General features: G+C 56.9%; 19 protein-coding genes. 6 read left to right on the forward strand and 13 right to left on the reverse strand.

Features of this window, described 5'->3' with window-relative positions; all coding sequences use genetic code 11:
• Positions 1–166: 166 nt before the first annotated feature.
• Positions 167–499: a DUF1820 family protein gene (locus tag A3OW_RS0118645; RefSeq protein WP_020564979.1), complete on the forward strand. Its 333-nt coding sequence runs from the start codon at positions 167–169 to the stop codon at positions 497–499.
• A gap of 43 nt (positions 500–542) precedes the next feature.
• Here A3OW_RS0118645 and A3OW_RS0118650 read toward each other — a convergent pair whose 3' ends face one another.
• The 13 genes from A3OW_RS0118650 to A3OW_RS0118710 form a co-directional block, all read right to left on the reverse strand.
• Positions 543–923: a ClpXP protease specificity-enhancing factor gene (locus A3OW_RS0118650; RefSeq protein WP_020564980.1), complete on the reverse strand. Its 381-nt coding sequence runs from the start codon at positions 921–923 to the stop codon at positions 543–545.
• Positions 920–1,495 carry a glutathione S-transferase N-terminal domain-containing protein gene (locus A3OW_RS0118655; RefSeq protein WP_020564981.1) on the reverse strand — a complete coding sequence of 192 codons (576 nt, stop codon included), beginning with the start codon at positions 1,493–1,495 and terminating at the stop codon, positions 920–922. Before A3OW_RS0118655 ends, A3OW_RS0118650 begins: the two co-directional genes overlap by 4 nt.
• 192 nt (positions 1,496–1,687) lie before the next feature.
• Complete coding sequence (locus A3OW_RS0118660; RefSeq protein WP_020564982.1) at positions 1,688–2,410, reverse strand: cytochrome c1; 723 nt, start codon at positions 2,408–2,410, stop codon at positions 1,688–1,690.
• A gap of 1 nt (position 2,411) precedes the next feature.
• Positions 2,412–3,818, reverse strand: coding sequence for a cytochrome b (locus tag A3OW_RS0118665; RefSeq protein WP_020564983.1), 1,407 nt, complete (start codon positions 3,816–3,818; stop codon positions 2,412–2,414).
• Positions 3,815–4,414 carry a ubiquinol-cytochrome c reductase iron-sulfur subunit gene (petA, locus tag A3OW_RS0118670; protein ID WP_020564984.1) on the reverse strand — a complete coding sequence of 200 codons (600 nt, stop codon included), beginning with the start codon at positions 4,412–4,414 and terminating at the stop codon, positions 3,815–3,817. The genes A3OW_RS0118665 and petA overlap by 4 nt, the downstream gene beginning before the upstream one ends.
• A 219-nt stretch (positions 4,415–4,633) precedes the next feature.
• Positions 4,634–5,719 (reverse strand): histidinol-phosphate transaminase, encoded by a 1,086-nt coding sequence (gene hisC, locus A3OW_RS0118675; protein ID WP_020564985.1) that lies wholly within the window; start codon positions 5,717–5,719, stop codon positions 4,634–4,636.
• Positions 5,720–5,802: 83 nt separating this feature from the next.
• Positions 5,803–7,107 carry a histidinol dehydrogenase gene (gene hisD, locus A3OW_RS0118680; protein WP_020564986.1) on the reverse strand — a complete coding sequence of 435 codons (1,305 nt, stop codon included), beginning with the start codon at positions 7,105–7,107 and terminating at the stop codon, positions 5,803–5,805.
• Between the two features lie 4 nt (positions 7,108–7,111).
• A complete protein-coding gene (gene hisG / locus A3OW_RS0118685; protein ID WP_020564987.1) occupies positions 7,112–7,738 on the reverse strand; it encodes an ATP phosphoribosyltransferase in 627 nt (208 codons plus the stop codon).
• A gap of 10 nt (positions 7,739–7,748) precedes the next feature.
• On the reverse strand, positions 7,749–9,014 hold the full coding sequence (gene murA / locus A3OW_RS0118690; RefSeq protein ID WP_020564988.1) for a UDP-N-acetylglucosamine 1-carboxyvinyltransferase: 1,266 nt from the start codon (positions 9,012–9,014) through the stop codon (positions 7,749–7,751).
• Between the two features lie 49 nt (positions 9,015–9,063).
• Positions 9,064–9,375, reverse strand: a complete 312-nt coding sequence (locus A3OW_RS0118695) for an STAS domain-containing protein (protein WP_020564989.1) — start codon at positions 9,373–9,375, stop codon at positions 9,064–9,066.
• Positions 9,372–9,842, reverse strand: a complete 471-nt coding sequence (gene mlaD / locus A3OW_RS0118700; protein ID WP_020564990.1) for an outer membrane lipid asymmetry maintenance protein MlaD — start codon at positions 9,840–9,842, stop codon at positions 9,372–9,374. The genes A3OW_RS0118695 and mlaD overlap by 4 nt, the downstream gene beginning before the upstream one ends.
• A gap of 3 nt (positions 9,843–9,845) precedes the next feature.
• Positions 9,846–10,628, reverse strand: a complete 783-nt coding sequence (gene mlaE, locus A3OW_RS0118705) for a lipid asymmetry maintenance ABC transporter permease subunit MlaE (protein ID WP_020564991.1) — start codon at positions 10,626–10,628, stop codon at positions 9,846–9,848.
• 12 nt (positions 10,629–10,640) lie between these two features.
• A complete protein-coding gene (locus tag A3OW_RS0118710; RefSeq protein WP_020564992.1) occupies positions 10,641–11,468 on the reverse strand; it encodes an ABC transporter ATP-binding protein in 828 nt (275 codons plus the stop codon).
• 326 nt (positions 11,469–11,794) lie between these two features.
• Between A3OW_RS0118710 and A3OW_RS0118715 the strand changes: the two genes are divergently transcribed.
• From A3OW_RS0118715 to lptB, 5 genes are read left to right on the forward strand one after another with little or no spacing between them, the layout of a single operon-like run.
• Entirely contained in the window at positions 11,795–12,772 is a 978-nt protein-coding gene (locus A3OW_RS0118715) for a KpsF/GutQ family sugar-phosphate isomerase (RefSeq protein WP_026223724.1), read from the forward strand.
• 17 nt (positions 12,773–12,789) lie between these two features.
• Positions 12,790–13,314, forward strand: coding sequence for a 3-deoxy-manno-octulosonate-8-phosphatase KdsC (gene kdsC, locus A3OW_RS0118720; RefSeq protein ID WP_020564994.1), 525 nt, complete (start codon positions 12,790–12,792; stop codon positions 13,312–13,314).
• Complete coding sequence (gene lptC / locus A3OW_RS0118725) at positions 13,311–13,877, forward strand: LPS export ABC transporter periplasmic protein LptC (protein ID WP_020564995.1); 567 nt, start codon at positions 13,311–13,313, stop codon at positions 13,875–13,877. Before kdsC ends, lptC begins: the two co-directional genes overlap by 4 nt.
• Positions 13,864–14,379, forward strand: a complete 516-nt coding sequence (lptA, locus tag A3OW_RS0118730) for a lipopolysaccharide transport periplasmic protein LptA (protein ID WP_020564996.1) — start codon at positions 13,864–13,866, stop codon at positions 14,377–14,379. Before lptC ends, lptA begins: the two co-directional genes overlap by 14 nt.
• 4 nt (positions 14,380–14,383) lie before the next feature.
• Positions 14,384–15,109, forward strand: a complete 726-nt coding sequence (gene lptB, locus A3OW_RS0118735) for an LPS export ABC transporter ATP-binding protein (protein ID WP_020564997.1) — start codon at positions 14,384–14,386, stop codon at positions 15,107–15,109.
• Positions 15,110–15,127 lie beyond the last annotated feature (18 nt).

A 15,127-nucleotide genomic window follows, 5' to 3' on the forward strand; every position in this document is an offset into this window, starting at 1 on the left:
GCACCCCCCTTTTGTTTTTTGTCCCCGCACCCCATATCGCCAGGGAGTCGGCCGTTTCAGGGGTATCCTGTCCCATAGGAAGCCGGCTTTTACCTGGCCGATCGAGCGCTGATCGGCCTCGCCAATGGATATCAATCCATTACACTTCAATCACAGAATAGTTCGCATGTCGGAAAAACATATCTATAAAGTTGTTTTCGTTAATCAGGAACAGGTCTACGAAGTCTATGTCGGGAACGTCTATCAGGGCGACTGGTACGGATTTGTCGTGATCGAGGACTTTATCTTTGGCGAAAAAAGCACGATTGTGGTCGATCCGACGGAAGAAAAACTGAGGCACGAATTTGCCGGCGTCGATCGCTGCTTTATTCCTATGCACCGCGTGGTTCGGATCGACCAGGTTAAAAAACGGGGAACGGCTAAAATAGTCGCGCTCGGCAAGGACGGAGCGGAACGTTGCGACAAGGTGGCTCCCTTGTATTCGCCGGATAAGAAATGAGCACGTGCTGATCCTTCCGATCGTGCGGTGATCCGGAAGGATGCTACTTTACAATGCGTAAATTGGGTTTCTCGGAAGGTTTTTTCGGCGTGGAATCGCCTTCGGGACCCGAGTCGTCTTCAGGATCGAAAATCATGCCCTTGCCGTTTTCCTTGGCGTAAATGGCCAGCACCGCAGGCACGGGGACGACCAGATGCATCGCCTTGCCGCTGAAACGGGCATTGAATTCGATCGCCTCGTTGCCCAGGGACAGGGCGTCGACGGCTTCGGGCCTGATATTCAGGATAATCTTGCCGTTTTCCGCAAACTGGAGCGGCAAAACGGCGTTGTTGTCCTCGGCGTTGACCAGGAGATGAGGGGTCAAACGGTTGTCGACAATCCACTCGTACAACGAACGGATCAGATACGGTTTAAGCGGCGTCATTTGGGCAGCACACCCATGTCTTTCTCGGCATCGCTCAGGCTGCGCTTGAATGCCGGCCTTCTGAAAATACGCTGCGCATAATTGGTGATGACCTCGTTGGGCGTCGATACGTCGATGCCGATGCTGGGCAGACGCCATAAGAGCGGCGCCAGCGCGCAGTCGATCAGGGAAAATTCGTCGCTCATGAAGAACGGCCGGGCGGCAAAAACGGGGGCGGCCGAAAGAAGGCTTTCCTTGAGCATTTTTTTGGCACGGGCCGATTTTTTTTCGCCTGAAAACAATATCTCGTCGAGCAACTGATACCAGTCCTGATCGATTCGTTTGATCACCATCCGGGCGTTGGCTCTGGAAACCGGATCCATCTGATGCAGCGGCGGGTGCGGGAAGCGTTCGTCCAGATATTCCATAATGATCCGGGAGTCGTACAATACCAGATCCCGTTCTATCAGGGTCGGGGAAACGCCCGTAGGATTCAGTTCAAGCAGATCTTCGGGCGGGTTGGCCGGGTCATAATATTCAACATCGGCAACGACCGCTTTCTCGTGTAATACAAAGCGGGCCGAGTGGCTCATCGCACAGGTTGGAGAAGAAAATAGCGTCATCACGGATTTACGGGTAATAACATTGGCCACGAATAACAACCTCTTTGAACAGATAGAACGGTAAATTTCGCCATTGTATCATGTATGAGGCGTTTTTTTGATGGGGCGCTGTAGCCCAAACCCAGCCCGCTCGTTACGGGCCGGCCGGGTCGTCGGGCAGGGTTAAAGGACATCCTTCCAGTATTCCTTTTTCAGCAAATAAGCAATGGTCAAAAGCATGAACAGGAAAAACAGCACGTATTTGCCCATGCTTTGCCGTTCCAGTTGCACGGGCTCCCCGACGTAGACAAGGAAGTTGACCAGGTCGTTGACCCAGGCATTGAACTCCTTGGGCGAAAGCGTGCCGGGTTCTTTCAGAATGAGCTGTTCGACCACCTGTTTCCCTTCGACCATCTTCACGACCGATTCCTGCTGGCCCTGGAGCTGCCAGAGTACGTTCGGCATGCCGACGTCCGGAAACACGACGTTATTGACGCCTAGCGGAGCTTTGGGTTCGAGATAAAATCCCTTCAAGTAGCTGTAAAGCCAGTCGGCGCCGCGTGAACGCGCAATCAGCGACAAATCCGGAGGCTGCGTGCCGAACCATTTGGTCGAATCGTGCGCATTCATGGCGGTGTGCATCTGGTCGTAGATGCTGGCCCCTTCCGGCGCGATCTCCTTCAGGAACTTCTTTTCATCGATGTCCAGATCCTGAGCGATTCGCTTGTAGCGCATGTACTTGATCGAATGACAGCCCAGGCAGTATTTGACGAAATGATGCGCTCCGCGCAGCAGCGACTCGTTGTCGGTTATGTCGATGCTGGCGTGTTGCAGCTTGATGCCTTCTGTAGCGGCCGCCCCGAAAGACAGAGTTAAAGTAATTATCAATGTAATAAATTTTTTCATGTCAATCGAGGCTCGCTTTCAGGTTTTTTGCAAATCGAGTGATGATCTTGACGATGCCTTTGGGATTGGGCCGTCTTCTCAAGGTGGCCGATCCGGGCCCGGACGAAGCGGTTGCCGGCACTTGTATGGTGGCTTCATCCAGGAGCGTCTTCAGTTCCGCCAAACGGTATTCGAGACTGGGTGTTTTCGTCGTGCGCTTCGGTACGGGTTTGGTCTTTTCCCAGCGGGTATAGATGGGCATCAGCAGGAAAAAGCCGAAATAGATCGAGGTGCAGATTCTTGCGACAATCGTTGCAACCGGAGTAGGGGGCTGCGTGCCGAGATAACCCAGGATGAGGAAGCTGACGACGAAAAGGAACAAGCCCTTTTTATAAATGCCCCCCCGGTAACGGATTGATTTGACCGGGCCGCGGTCCAGCCAGGGCAGCAGAAACAGGACGAAAATGGAGCCGCCCATCGCAATGACGCCGGCGAATTTATCGGGAATAGCCCGCAATATCGCATAGAACGGTGTAAAGTACCAGACCGGCGCGATATGCTCGGGCGTTTTCATCGGATCGGCCGGGATGAAATTGGCGTGCTCGAGAAAGTAGCCGCCCAATTCCGGCATGTAGAAAATGATCGTCGAGAAAAAGATTAAAAACACCGCCACGCCGACAATATCCTTTACCGTGTAATAAGGATGGAAAGGAATGCCGTCGAACGGAATCCCCTTGGCGTCTTTGAGTTTCTTGATTTCGATGCCGTCGGGATTGTTGGAACCCACTTCGTGCAGAGCGACGATATGCAGGAACACCAGCATCACCAGGACCAGAGGCACTGCGATGACGTGAAACGCAAAAAACCGGTTCAGAGTGGCATCGGAGACGACATAATCTCCTCTGATCCACAAGGATAAGTCATCGCCAATGACCGGTATCGCGCTGAACAGCGAGATGATCACCTGCGCGCCCCAATAGGACATCTGGCCCCAGGGCAGCAGGTAACCCATGAAGGCCTCGGCCATCAACGCAACGAACAGAAACATGCCGAAAATCCAGATCAGTTCGCGCGGATGTTTGAACGAGCCGTACAGCAGAGCCCTGAACATGTGCAGATAAACCACGATAAAAAAGGCCGAAGCGCCGGTCGAATGCATGTAGCGCACCAGCCAGCCCCAGTTGACGTCGCGCATGATGTACTCGACCGAATCGAAGGCCAATTTGGCATCGGGCTTGTAGTTGATGGTTAACATGATTCCGGTGAGTATCTGGATAACTAAAACCAGCAGGGCCAATGAGCCGAAGTAGTACCAGAAGTTGAAGTTTTTTGGCGCATAATAATGCGTCATGTGCTCATTCCAGACTTTAGCCAGAGGAAACCTTTCTAAAATCCAGTTGCCGAACGAAGTTAAACGGGACGGTTTCATGCGCTTGCCTCATTGGTGGATTCGCCGATGACCAGCAAGGTATCGGTCACGTAACGGTAAGGAGGAATTTCCAGATTGGTCGGGGCGGGAACGCCGCGGTAGACCCGCCCTGCCAGATCGAACCAGGAGCCGTGGCAGGGACAGAAAAAGCCGCCTTTCCATTTGTCGCCCAAATCGGCCGGAGCGATTTCCGGACGGAAAGTCGGCGAGCAGCCCAGATGAGTACAGATGCCGATCGCCACGAAAATTTCCGGTTTGATCGAGCGGACAGGATTTTTAGTGTAAGAAGGCTGAATGGATTCTTCGGATAGAGGATCCCGAAGTTCGCTGTCCAGGGTTTGTAACGTCGCAAGCACTTCGGGCGTCCTGTTCAGGATCCAGACGGGTTTGCCGCGCCAGGCAACGCGGAGCAACTGGCCGGATTCCATTTTGCTGATGTCAACTTCCACCGGCGCTCCGGCAGCCATGGTTTTTACGCTGGGCTGCATCTGAGCAAGAAAAGGAACGGCCAGATAGCCGGTTCCCACTGCGCCAACCACGGTCAAGGCCGAGGTTAAAAACTGGCGTTTGGACTTATCGACGCCTTCTTTATTCATTAGAGAATTCTCCTGGTTTGGTCTTTGCCATTATTAAGTGCGCTTAATTTTCGGGCAAATATACCACTAGAACCTAGTGAATTTGAAGAGCTTGAATTGAATTGTTTAGGTGCGCCTTCAGGAGCCGGAATTGTTTCAGTGGCGTATGCCTGTCGGCTGAGGCCTAAAGTCATGAACTTGTAAGGGATTATTGCGAACCGGACCGAACGCAACGGTGCTTCATGCGCTCAGGGTTTTTGTCAACGCCGACAGGAACCGGGCATTTTCTTCGGGCTTGCCTACGGTCACCCTCAAGCAGTCGGTCAGTGCTCCGCCTTGCGGATTGAGATTCTTGATGAGCACGCCCTGGCGCAGCAGCGAGGCGAAAATGCCGTCGGCCCGACCGGGCTGCGTCCTGAACAGGATGAAATTCGCGGCGCTGGGGTAGGGCGTGATGCCGTCCAGTTGCTTCAGCCGATCGAAAACGATCTTTCTTTCGGCGCAGATCTTCTGTGTTTGCTCGTCGAACAGCGCTTTATGGGTCAGCGCGAACCGGGCGCTGGCCTGGGTAAGAATGTTGATGTTATACGGCAGGCGGATTTTGTTGAGCTGTTCGATCCAGTCCGGATGGCCGGCCATGTAGCCCAGCCTGAGGCCTGCCAGCCCCAGTTTCGATACCGTGCGCATGACCAGAAGATTGTGCCGGCGCCCTGCTTCCGGAAGAAAACTGGCTCCTGCGAACGGCTCGTAGGCTTCGTCGATGACGACCAGACCGGGCGCGCTGCGGATGATCTCGTCGATCGAGGCGGCGTTGAACAAATTGCCGGTGGGATTGTTCGGGTAGGCCAGAAAAATGATCGAAGGCCGATGCCGTTCGACGGCGGACAGCAGTGCCGGCAGGTCCAGTTCGAAGCTGTCCGGCTGCAGGGGCACGCCGATGTAGTTCAGGCCCAGACAGCGGCTGATCTGCCGGTACATGACGAAGCCCGGATCCGGCGACAGCACGCCGGCGTTCGGTGGCAGCGCCATCAGCAGCAACTGGATCAGTTCGTCCGAGCCGTTGCCGAGGAGCAGAGCCGATTCGGCCGGTATCCGATACACGGACCGGAGCGTTGCGGCCAGCTCCGCCGCTTCCGGATCGGGATAACGGTTGAGCTGGCACTCGGCGAGGGTCGCCAGCCAGCTTTTTTTAACGTCTTCCGGCCAACTGTAGGGATTCTCCATCGCATCCAGCTTGATCAAGCCGTGAGCATTGGCCACTTTATAGGCGGACAGAGCCAGCACTTCCTGGCGAAATACTGAGGAAACGGGATCGGTTTGCGTCATGGTTTATTTTAAATCGGTGGGATGGGAATGCGTCGGGGCGGCCGATGGAAAACCGTCGGCCTGCCGCCGCCTTGATCTTTCCTTTATTCGGTCCGGTATTCGGCCGAGCGGGCATGCGCGGTCAATTGTTCGCCCCGGGCCAGGATCGAAGCGGCCCGGCCCAGGGTTCTGGCGCCCGCCGGCGAGCAGTTGATGAGACTGGTCCGTTTTTGAAAATCGTAAACTCCAAGGGGCGACGAGAAACGCGCGGTTCCGGACGTCGGCAGCACGTGATTGGGACCGGCGCAGTAATCGCCAAGAGCCTCGGCGGTGTAACGCCCCATGAAGATCGCACCGGCGTGGCGAATGTGCCGGCTCAGGGCTTCCGGCTCCGCCACCGAGAGTTCCAGATGTTCCGGAGCAATCCGGTTGGCGACCGAGGCCGCGACAAGCAGATGGTCGACCCGGATCAGGGCGCCGCGTTCCGTCAGTGAGGCGCGGATGATGTCGGCGCGCTCCATCGTCGGCAGCAACCGTCGGATGCTCGCCTCGACCGCATCCAGAAAGCCCGGATCGTCGCTGATCAGAATGGCCTGGGCGTTTTCGTCGTGTTCCGCCTGCGAGAACAGGTCCATGGCGATCCAGTCGGGATCGGTTTTGCCGTCGCAGATAATTAAAATTTCGGAAGGGCCGGCGATCATGTCGATGCCGACTTGTCCGAACACCAGTTTTTTGGCAGTCGCCACGTAAATGTTGCCGGGGCCGACAATTTTGGCGACGGGAGGGATGGTCCCGGTGCCGTAGGCCAGCGCGGCCACGGCCTGAGCGCCACCCACGGTAAACACCCGGTCGACGCCCGCCAGCCAGGCGGCCGCGAGCACCATGGAATTGGCTTCTCCCCCGGGCGTCGGCACCACCATGATCAGTTCGGCGACGCCCGCGACCTTGGCGGGGATGGCGTTCATCAGCACGGAAGACGGATAGGCGGCCTTGCCGCCGGGGACGTAGAGACCGACCCGGTCCAGCGGCGTGATTTTCTGCCCCAGGACGGTGCCGTCCGCCTCGGTAAACTCCCAGGAGGCCATTTTCTGATGTTCCGCGTAGGCCCGGATGCGGTCCGCCGCGGTTTGCAGGGCCTTGGCCTGATCCTGCGGCAGGCCGTCCCACGCCTGTTTCAGCACGGCCTTCGGCATTTCCAGTTCGCCGGCCTGGGTGATTTGGCGCCGGTCGAAGCGATTGGTGTACTCGACCAGAGCCTGGTCGCCGCGGCTGCGGATATCGGCAAGGATGTCGATCACCCGGCGATGGACGTCGAGATCCTCGGATTCGTTCCAGGCGAGCAACTGCTCCAGTTGCCGGTCGAAATCGGGTGCCGCCGCATCGAGGCGGGTCATGCGTAGTTCGGTCATGGCGTTACCTTTGCGCTAAAGTGGTTTCGAATTGCTCCAGCAGGGTTGCAATCGCCTGGTTCTTCATTTTCATCGCGGCTTTATTGACGACCAGCCGGGAGCTGACGTTCATGATCAGGTCGCGCGGTTCCAGATTGTTGGCCCGCAATGTATTGCCGGTGTCGACCAGGTCGACGATGCAGTCGGCGAGTCCTACCAGAGGCGCCAGCTCCATCGATCCGTACAGCTTGATGATCTCGGCCTGGATGCCCCGGTCGGCAAAATAACGCTGGGCGGTCTTGACGTATTTGGTCGCCACCCGCAGCCGGCCCTGGGGCGGCGGAGCGTCCTTGGGCACGGCGGTCATCAGTCGGCAGCAGGCGATGTTCAGGTCCAGCGGTTCGTACAGACTTTCGGCGCCGTGTTCCAGCAGGACGTCCTTGCCGGCGATGCCGAGATCGGCGGCGCCGTATTCGACGAACGTGGGCACGTCGGTGGCCCGGATAATGACCAACTGGACGTCTTCCCGCGTGGTTTGCAGAATCAGCTTGCGGCAGGTTTTCGGATCGTCGACGGGCATGATGCCGGCATCGGCCAGGAAAGGCAGGGCTTCTTCGTAAATTCTGCCCTTGGAGACGGCGATGGTAAGCATAAATTACACCTTAGTTCGGAACGCGGCGAATGGTGGCGCCCAGTTGCGCCAGTTTTTCCTCGATGTGATCGTAACCCCGGTCGATATGGTAAATCCGGTCGACCAGCGTGCTGCCTTCGGCGGCCAGGGCCGCAATGACCAGGCTGGCCGAGGCGCGTAAATCGGTGGCCATGATCGGGGCCGCGGTCAGCTTGTTCACGCCGGTGCAAATGGCGGTGTTGGACTCCAGTTTGATGTCGGCGCCCATGCGCTGAAGTTCCTGCACGTGCATGAAACGGTTTTCGAAGACGGTTTCGGTAATGATGCCGACGCCTTCGGCCACGGTGTTCAGCGCGATGAACTGGGCCTGCATGTCGGTCGGAAAGGCCGGGTAAGGGGCCGTGCGGACCGAGACCGCTTTCGGCCGCTTGCCGTGCATGTCCAGTTTGATCCAGTCGTCGCCGGTAGTGACGTCGGCTCCGGCTTCGGTCAATTTTTCCAGCACTGCGTCGAGAATGTCGGGGCGCGTGTTTTTCAGTTTGACCGAGCCTCCGGTAATGGCGGCGGCGACCAAATAGGTACCGGTTTCGATCCGGTCGGGCAGGATCGTGTAATGGAGATTGTCGACGCCGAGCCGGTCGGCGCCTTCGATGACCAGAACGTCGCTGCCGATGCCGGAAATGTTGGCCCCCATTTTATTCAGGAAATGCGCCAGGTCGGTGACTTCCGGCTCCTTGGCGGCATTTTCCAGAATGGTGGTGCCTTCGGCCAGTGCGGCCGCCATCATCAGGTTTTCGGTGCCGGTGACGGTGACCTGCTCCAGCACCAGCCGACAGCCTTTCAGCCGTTTGGCCCGGGCATGGATGTAGCCGCCCTCCACGGTAATCTCGGCGCCCATTTTCATCAGTCCGTTCAGATGAATGTCGACAGGTCGAGTGCCGATGGCGCAGCCGCCCGGCAGCGACACGTGCGCTTCGCCGAAACGCGCCAGCAGCGGCCCCAGCACCAGAATGGACGCCCGCATCGTCCGGACCAGTTCGTAAGGCGCTTCGTAACTGGTGATCGAACTCGAATCGACTTCGATGTTCATTTTTTCGTCGACCAGCAAATGCACGCCCATGCGCCCCAACAGTTCCATCGTCGTGGTAATGTCGTGCAGATGGGGAATGTTGCCCACCATGATTGGTTTTTCCGAAAGCAGCGTGGCGGCCAGGATCGGCAGGGCGGCATTTTTGGCGCCGGAGATGCGCAGTTCGCCGGAAAGTTGGGTGCCGCCGGTAATAATGAGTTTATCCATACAAAGTCTTTTTAGAGTCTATTGAAATTGAAAAAACGGCCGTCCGGAGTCAATCGGCATGGCTTTGGAAATGGCTGGTTTTATCGAAGCCGCTCAGTTTGGCCAGCGTGAGGAGTTGCTGTGGAATATTGCGGAAATGCAGATGAGTTCGGCGAGCGCGGGCGCGTTTCAACCATTCGATCAATAAGGCCAAGCCGGCGCTGTCGGTACAGGCCACCTGAGCCAGGTCGATCGTGACGTCCTTTCCCGAATTCAGGAATGAAGAAGCCTTCAGGGTCCGTTTGTCGATCGTCGCGAAAGTCAGATCGCCGTCGATCAGAAACAGCCCGCCCCCTTTGTCGATGATGTTGAGTTTGCTCACTTCTTTTTTTCTTCCGCGGATTTGAACAGAAACTGGCCGATCGCCTTTTCCAGGATGATGGCCGACTGGGTAATCTCGATGTTGCTGCCTTCTTTCAGGTATTCTTCGGAGCCACCGGGTTCAAGGCTGACGTATTGTTCGCCGAGCAGGCCGGCGGTGAAGACGCTGGCGGTGGTGTCGCTGGGCAGGTTGTCGTATTGCGAATAAATCGACATTTTGACCACCGACTGATAGGTTTCCGGATCGAAGCCGATCGAGCTGACCTGGCCTATTTTGACGCCGGCGACGGACACCGGGGATTTCACTTTCAACCCGCCGGAATTATCGAAGCGGGCAATGACCGTATAGCTGTCCTGCTCGATGAAGGTGCTCAAATTGCTCACCTGAAGGGCCAGAAAAAACAGCCCGGCGATGCCGGCGGCGACAAAAAGCCCGATCAGGGTGTCCTGAGTGGTGGTTGACTGCATAGATTAATCGTCTCCAAACATGAGTGCGGTCAGGATGAAATCGAGACCCAAGATACTAAAAGCGGAATTGACCACGGTGCGCGTGGTGGCCCGGCTGACGCCCTCGGAAGTCGGAACCGAATCGTAGCCTTCGAACAGAGCGATCCAGGTGGTGACGAAACCGAACACGAGGCTTTTGATGACGCCGTTGACGATGTCGTCGTAAAAATCGATGTTGGCCTGCATCTGCGACCAGTAGGAACCTTCGTCGACGCCCAAAAGGCCGGTGCCGACCAGTTCGCCGCCGATGATGCCGACCGCGCTGAACAGGGCGGCCAACAGCGGCATCGCCAGAAGCCCGGCCAGAAAGCGCGGCGTGATGATCCGCTTGACCGGATCCACCGCCATCATTTCCATGCCGGACAGTTGCTCGGTCGCTTTCATCAGGCCGATCTCGGCCGTCAATGCCGAGCCGGCGCGACCGGCGAACAATAGGGCCGAAACGACCGGGCCGAGTTCCCTGACCAAGGAGGCCGCAACCATGAGTCCCAGCGTTTCTTCGGCGCCGAAGTCGGACAGAATGTAATAACCCTGAAGGCCCAGAACCATGCCGACGAACAGGCCCGAAATGACGATGATCAGAAACGACAGCACGCCCACCGAATACATCTGGTTGACCAGCAGGCGGAGCCGGGGCAATACCGTGGGAATGCCGGACACCGTATGGAACAGAAAGCGGGTCCCCCGGCCCAGTTTGGTAAAGCCGGCGCGGGTGTTTTTGCCTAGGAACTGCAGAAATTGAGTCATATCGAGTTGTCGTTAATAACGCTTTCCGGTCGACAGCAGATCGTCCAGATAGTCTCTGGCCGGATAATGAAAATGCACGGGGCCGTCGGCGGAGCCGTTCATGAACTGCTGCACCCAGGGCGAGGCGGAATGGGCAATTTCCGACGGAGTTCCCTGGCCGACCACTTTGCCGTCCGAAATCAGATAGATGTAATCGGCAATGGCCGAGGTTTCCTGCACGTCGTGCGAGACGATGACGCTGGTCAGGTTCAACGTGGTGTTCAACGATTTGATCAGATGCACCAGCGCTCCCATCGAAATCGGATCCTGGCCGGTAAACGGCTCGTCGTATAGGATCATCATCGGGTCCAGCGCAATGGCGCGGGCGAGCGCAATGCGCCGGGCCATGCCGCCCGACAGTTCGTTCGGCATCAGGGTGCGGGCGCCGCGCAGTCCTACGGCCTGCAATTTCATCAGCACCAGCGTGCGGATCATCGATTCGGGCAGGTGCGTGTGTTCCCGGAGCGGGAAGGCGACGTTGTCATAAACGCTCATGTCGGTTAGCAGAGCGCCGCTCTGGAACAACATGCCCATCCGCTTGCGCAGTTCGTACAATTCGGCCCGGCGCAGACGATGCACGTTTCGGCCGTCGACCTCCACCGTGCCGGCGTCGGGCGTTAGTTGTCCGCCGATGAGTTTGAGCAGAGTGGTTTTGCCGGTGCCGCTGGGACCCATGATTGCGGTGATTTTGCCGCGCTGGAGGTCAAGCGAAATGTCGTCGAAAATTTTCTTGTCCCCGCGCGAAAAAGACAAATTTCGAACCGAAACCAGAGGATTTTGTGAGTTGACGCTGTTTTCCATGCGGCGATCGGAATATCGATAAAAGACAATCTAAACCCGCTATTTTGAATGAATATTCCTTATAAAGTCAATAAATTGCGGCAATTTTTATAAATCCCCCGAAACTATGAAGGGCGGCGGACCGGAACGGAAGCGGCGATTTCTCTCGTACCGGTCCCGCCCGGTCATTCCGGGAGCGCTTCGGCGGATTCCCCCTGGCCGCGGCGTTGAATTTAGGACATAACCCGGATAAACATGTCATAATGTGCATTTTTTGAATGTTATTTCAGGATTATCAAGGGCATGATCCCGCCATGCCGGAGCTTGACGCGACGAGCCAGCCGATGATGAAACTACACGACTCAAAGCTACGCGAGCTGGGCCTGGCGGTTATCCAGGTCGAGGCTCAGGCCGTGGCGGCCCTGGCCGAGCAGGTGGACGACCATTTTATCTCGGCCTGCAAGCTGATGTTCAATTGCCCGGGCCGGGTCGTCGTCACCGGAATGGGTAAGTCGGGGCATATTGCCGGCAAGATCGCCGCCACCCTGGCCAGTACCGGAACGCCCGCGTTTTTCGTCCATCCGGGCGAAGCCAGCCACGGCGATCTGGGAATGATTACCAAGCAGGACGTCGTGCTGGCGTTGTCGAATTCCGGCGAAACCGAAGAAGTGTTGACCATCCTGCCGATCATCAAACGGCTGGGCGTGCCGCTGATCGCGATGACCGGCAATCCGGCGTCCACTCTCGCCCTCGCCGCGACTACCCACATCAACGTCGGCGTCAAACAGGAAGCCTGCCCGCTCGGTCTGGCCCCGACCTCCAGTACGACGGCGGCGCTGGTAATGGGCGATGCACTGGCGGTCTCGCTGCTGGAAGCGCGAGGTTTTACCCGCGACGACTTTGCCTTGTCGCATCCGGGCGGGAGCCTCGGCAAGCGCCTGTTGTTGAGGGTCTGCGACCTCATGCACGTCGGCGATAAAATGCCCTCGGTTCCGAAATCGGCGCTGGTCACCGAAGCCCTGCTGGAAATGACCGAAAAAAAGCTGGGAATGACGGCGATTGTCGATTCCTTCGGGAAAGTCGCGGGCATTTTTACCGACGGCGATCTGAGGCGCATGCTGGGTAAAAATCTGGACGTCGGCAAAACTTCGATTGCCGAGGTGATGACGGCGAACTGCACCGTCATTCCGCCCGACATTCTGGCCGCCGAGGCCATGGAGATCATGGAGCGGAAAAGAATCAACGCCCTAATCGTGACCGACGCCGGGCATCGGGCGGTCGGCGCGTTGAATATGCACGACCTGATTCGCGCGGGAATACGGTAACGACTGACACGGACAACATGCAAGCTATTATCGAAAAAGCTAAAAAAATCAAATTATTGATTCTGGACGTCGACGGTGTTTTGACCGACGGCAAACTGTTTTTTGACAATCAGGGCAACGAATACAAGTCGTTTCACGTCCGGGACGGTTTCGGGCTCAAGCTGCTGCGCACGACCGGCGTGGAAGTCGCCGTAATTTCAGGCAGGACATCGGCCTCGGTGAACTTGCGGATGAAGAATCTGGACATCGAGCACGTCTATCAAGGCCATGAAAACAAGCGGGCGGCTTTCGAGGACATTATCGGAAAAATGCAGGTAACGCCCGAAGAGGTCGCCTTCGTGGGCGACGATTTGATCGATTTGTCGATCATGAGCCGGGTCGGTCTGGCCGTTGCGGTGGACGATGCCAATACGGCGGTCAAACAGCGCGCCGACTGGTGCACCCGCCTGCCGGGCGGCCAGGGGGCGGTCAGGGAAGTCTGCGATCTGATCATGCAGGCGCAAGGGCATTTCGAGGGTCTGGTTGCCGCCTACCTGCAATGAGATTACGGGATTTCAAAGTTTACCTCTATCTGGGAGGAATTGCTCTTTTAAGCTGGCTTCTGGTTAAATTGACCGGTTTCGAGCTGATCGCGCCGGGCGCCGTTCCGCCCCACAGTCCGGATTTTTTCAGCGCGGGTTACACCAAGAACGAAATGGACGCCTCCGGCCGACTGAAAAGTAAACTGATTGCCGACAGAATGATCCATTACAGCGACGACGGCACCACTCATCTGGAGAACCCTTTGATGTATTTCTATAACGAAGCCGCTCCGCCCTGGAGGGTTCGCTCGGAAAAGGGCGTGATGTCTGCGGACGGCAAGAACCTGATTCTGAACGGCAAGGTTTCGGTGGTGCGCGATGAAGCCGAAGGCGTCAAGCCGGTCACGATCAATACGTCCAACGTCAGAGTCAAACCGGAAACCAGCTATGCCGAAACCGACGAATGGGCGGAACTGATCAGCGCCGCGAACAGAACGACCGGAATCGGGATGAAACTGTTTTTCGCCGAGCCGGTTCGAGTGGAGCTGCTGGCTAACGTCAAGGGGCAATATGAATCAAAATAAACCGACCCGTTTCTTTCGTACGGGACTTTGGCTGTCCGTTTTTTACAGTGCCGCCGTGCTTGCGCTGGAGAGCGACGCCGATCAGCCGATCACGATCGATTCCAATACCGCCACCTACGACGACAAGGCGCAAGTCAGCATTTACACCGGCGACGTGATCTCGATTCAGGGCAGCATCCGCGTGAACTCGGATAAACTGACCGTCTATTTCGTCAACGGCGAAGCCGACAAACTGGTCTTTACCGGCGATAAGGCCAAGTTCAAACAAACTCCCGAGGTAGGCAAGGAAGACATTACCGGCGAGGCGCTGATCGGCGAATATTATCCGAAAAAGAATTTGTTGATATTGAAAAACCAGGCCGTCGTCTGGCAAGGCACCGGCACGTATGCCAGCGATTACATCCAATACGACATCAAGACCTCGCTGGTCAAGGCCGGAGAAAAAGACTCGGACGACAAACGGGTGCGCGTCGTCATCAAACCGAAACCGAAACAGCAGTAATAGCATGGCCACACTAGCGGCAAACCAGCTTGTCAAAACCTTCAATCACCGCAACGTCGTCAACGGGGTGACCATGCACGTCAATACCGGCGAAATCGTCGGCCTGCTGGGACCCAACGGCGCCGGAAAAACCACCAGCTTCTACATGATGGTCGGTTTGATCAAGGCCGATTCCGGCAGTATTACGCTGGATTCCCGGGACATTACCCACCATCCGATGCATCTTCGGGCGCAACTGGGCGTCGGCTATCTGCCGCAGGAGCCCTCGGTCTTCCGGAAACTGAGCGTTGCCGACAACCTCCGGGCGGTACTGCAAATCCGGCCGGATCTGACCCGTGGCCAGATCGAGCTGGTGATTGAAGAATTGCTGCAGGAGTTTCACATTCTGCATCTGCGCGAACAAAAGGCGTTGAGCCTGTCGGGAGGCGAGCGGCGGCGCGTGGAAATCGCCCGGGCACTGGCGACCAATCCCCATTTTATCCTGCTGGACGAGCCTTTCGCGGGCGTCGATCCGATCTCGGTCGACGACATTAAAAAAATCATAGAGCATTTGAAATATCGGGGAATCGGCATCTTGATCACCGAGCACAATGTCCGGGAGACCCTAGGCATTTGCGACCGGGCGTATATACTAAACGAAGGCCGGGTGATCGCCGAAGGCGGCGCCGACGCCATTGTTGCCAATGAAGAAGTGCGCAAAGTATATTTAGGCAGCAACTTCAGTTTGTAAAACACAACCGACAATCGA

It is taken from the genome of Methylosarcina fibrata AML-C10, assembly GCF_000372865.1.
GTDB lineage: Bacteria > Pseudomonadota > Gammaproteobacteria > Methylococcales > Methylomonadaceae > Methylosarcina > Methylosarcina fibrata.

Bases quoted from the DNA above. Each gene is read 5' to 3' on its own strand.
- A3OW_RS0118645 (WP_020564979.1), top strand. From the start codon at position 167: ATGTCGGAAAAACATATCTATAAAGTTGTTTTCGTTAATCAGGAACAG.
- A3OW_RS0118650 (WP_020564980.1), bottom strand. From the start codon at position 923: ATGACGCCGCTTAAACCGTATCTGATCCGTTCGTTGTACGAGTGGATT.
- A3OW_RS0118655 (WP_020564981.1), bottom strand. From the start codon at position 1,495: ATGAGCCACTCGGCCCGCTTTGTATTACACGAGAAAGCGGTCGTTGCC.
- A3OW_RS0118660 (WP_020564982.1), bottom strand. From the start codon at position 2,410: ATGAAAAAATTTATTACATTGATAATTACTTTAACTCTGTCTTTCGGG.
- A3OW_RS0118665 (WP_020564983.1), bottom strand. From the start codon at position 3,818: ATGAAACCGTCCCGTTTAACTTCGTTCGGCAACTGGATTTTAGAAAGG.
- petA (WP_020564984.1), bottom strand. From the start codon at position 4,414: ATGAATAAAGAAGGCGTCGATAAGTCCAAACGCCAGTTTTTAACCTCG.
- hisC (WP_020564985.1), bottom strand. From the start codon at position 5,719: ATGACGCAAACCGATCCCGTTTCCTCAGTATTTCGCCAGGAAGTGCTG.
- hisD (WP_020564986.1), bottom strand. From the start codon at position 7,107: ATGACCGAACTACGCATGACCCGCCTCGATGCGGCGGCACCCGATTTC.
- hisG (WP_020564987.1), bottom strand. From the start codon at position 7,738: ATGCTTACCATCGCCGTCTCCAAGGGCAGAATTTACGAAGAAGCCCTG.
- murA (WP_020564988.1), bottom strand. From the start codon at position 9,014: ATGGATAAACTCATTATTACCGGCGGCACCCAACTTTCCGGCGAACTG.
- mlaD (WP_020564990.1), bottom strand. From the start codon at position 9,842: ATGCAGTCAACCACCACTCAGGACACCCTGATCGGGCTTTTTGTCGCC.
- mlaE (WP_020564991.1), bottom strand. From the start codon at position 10,628: ATGACTCAATTTCTGCAGTTCCTAGGCAAAAACACCCGCGCCGGCTTT.
- A3OW_RS0118710 (WP_020564992.1), bottom strand. From the start codon at position 11,468: ATGGAAAACAGCGTCAACTCACAAAATCCTCTGGTTTCGGTTCGAAAT.
- A3OW_RS0118715 (WP_026223724.1), top strand. From the start codon at position 11,795: ATGAAACTACACGACTCAAAGCTACGCGAGCTGGGCCTGGCGGTTATC.
- kdsC (WP_020564994.1), top strand. From the start codon at position 12,790: ATGCAAGCTATTATCGAAAAAGCTAAAAAAATCAAATTATTGATTCTG.
- lptC (WP_020564995.1), top strand. From the start codon at position 13,311: ATGAGATTACGGGATTTCAAAGTTTACCTCTATCTGGGAGGAATTGCT.
- lptA (WP_020564996.1), top strand. From the start codon at position 13,864: ATGAATCAAAATAAACCGACCCGTTTCTTTCGTACGGGACTTTGGCTG.
- lptB (WP_020564997.1), top strand. From the start codon at position 14,384: ATGGCCACACTAGCGGCAAACCAGCTTGTCAAAACCTTCAATCACCGC.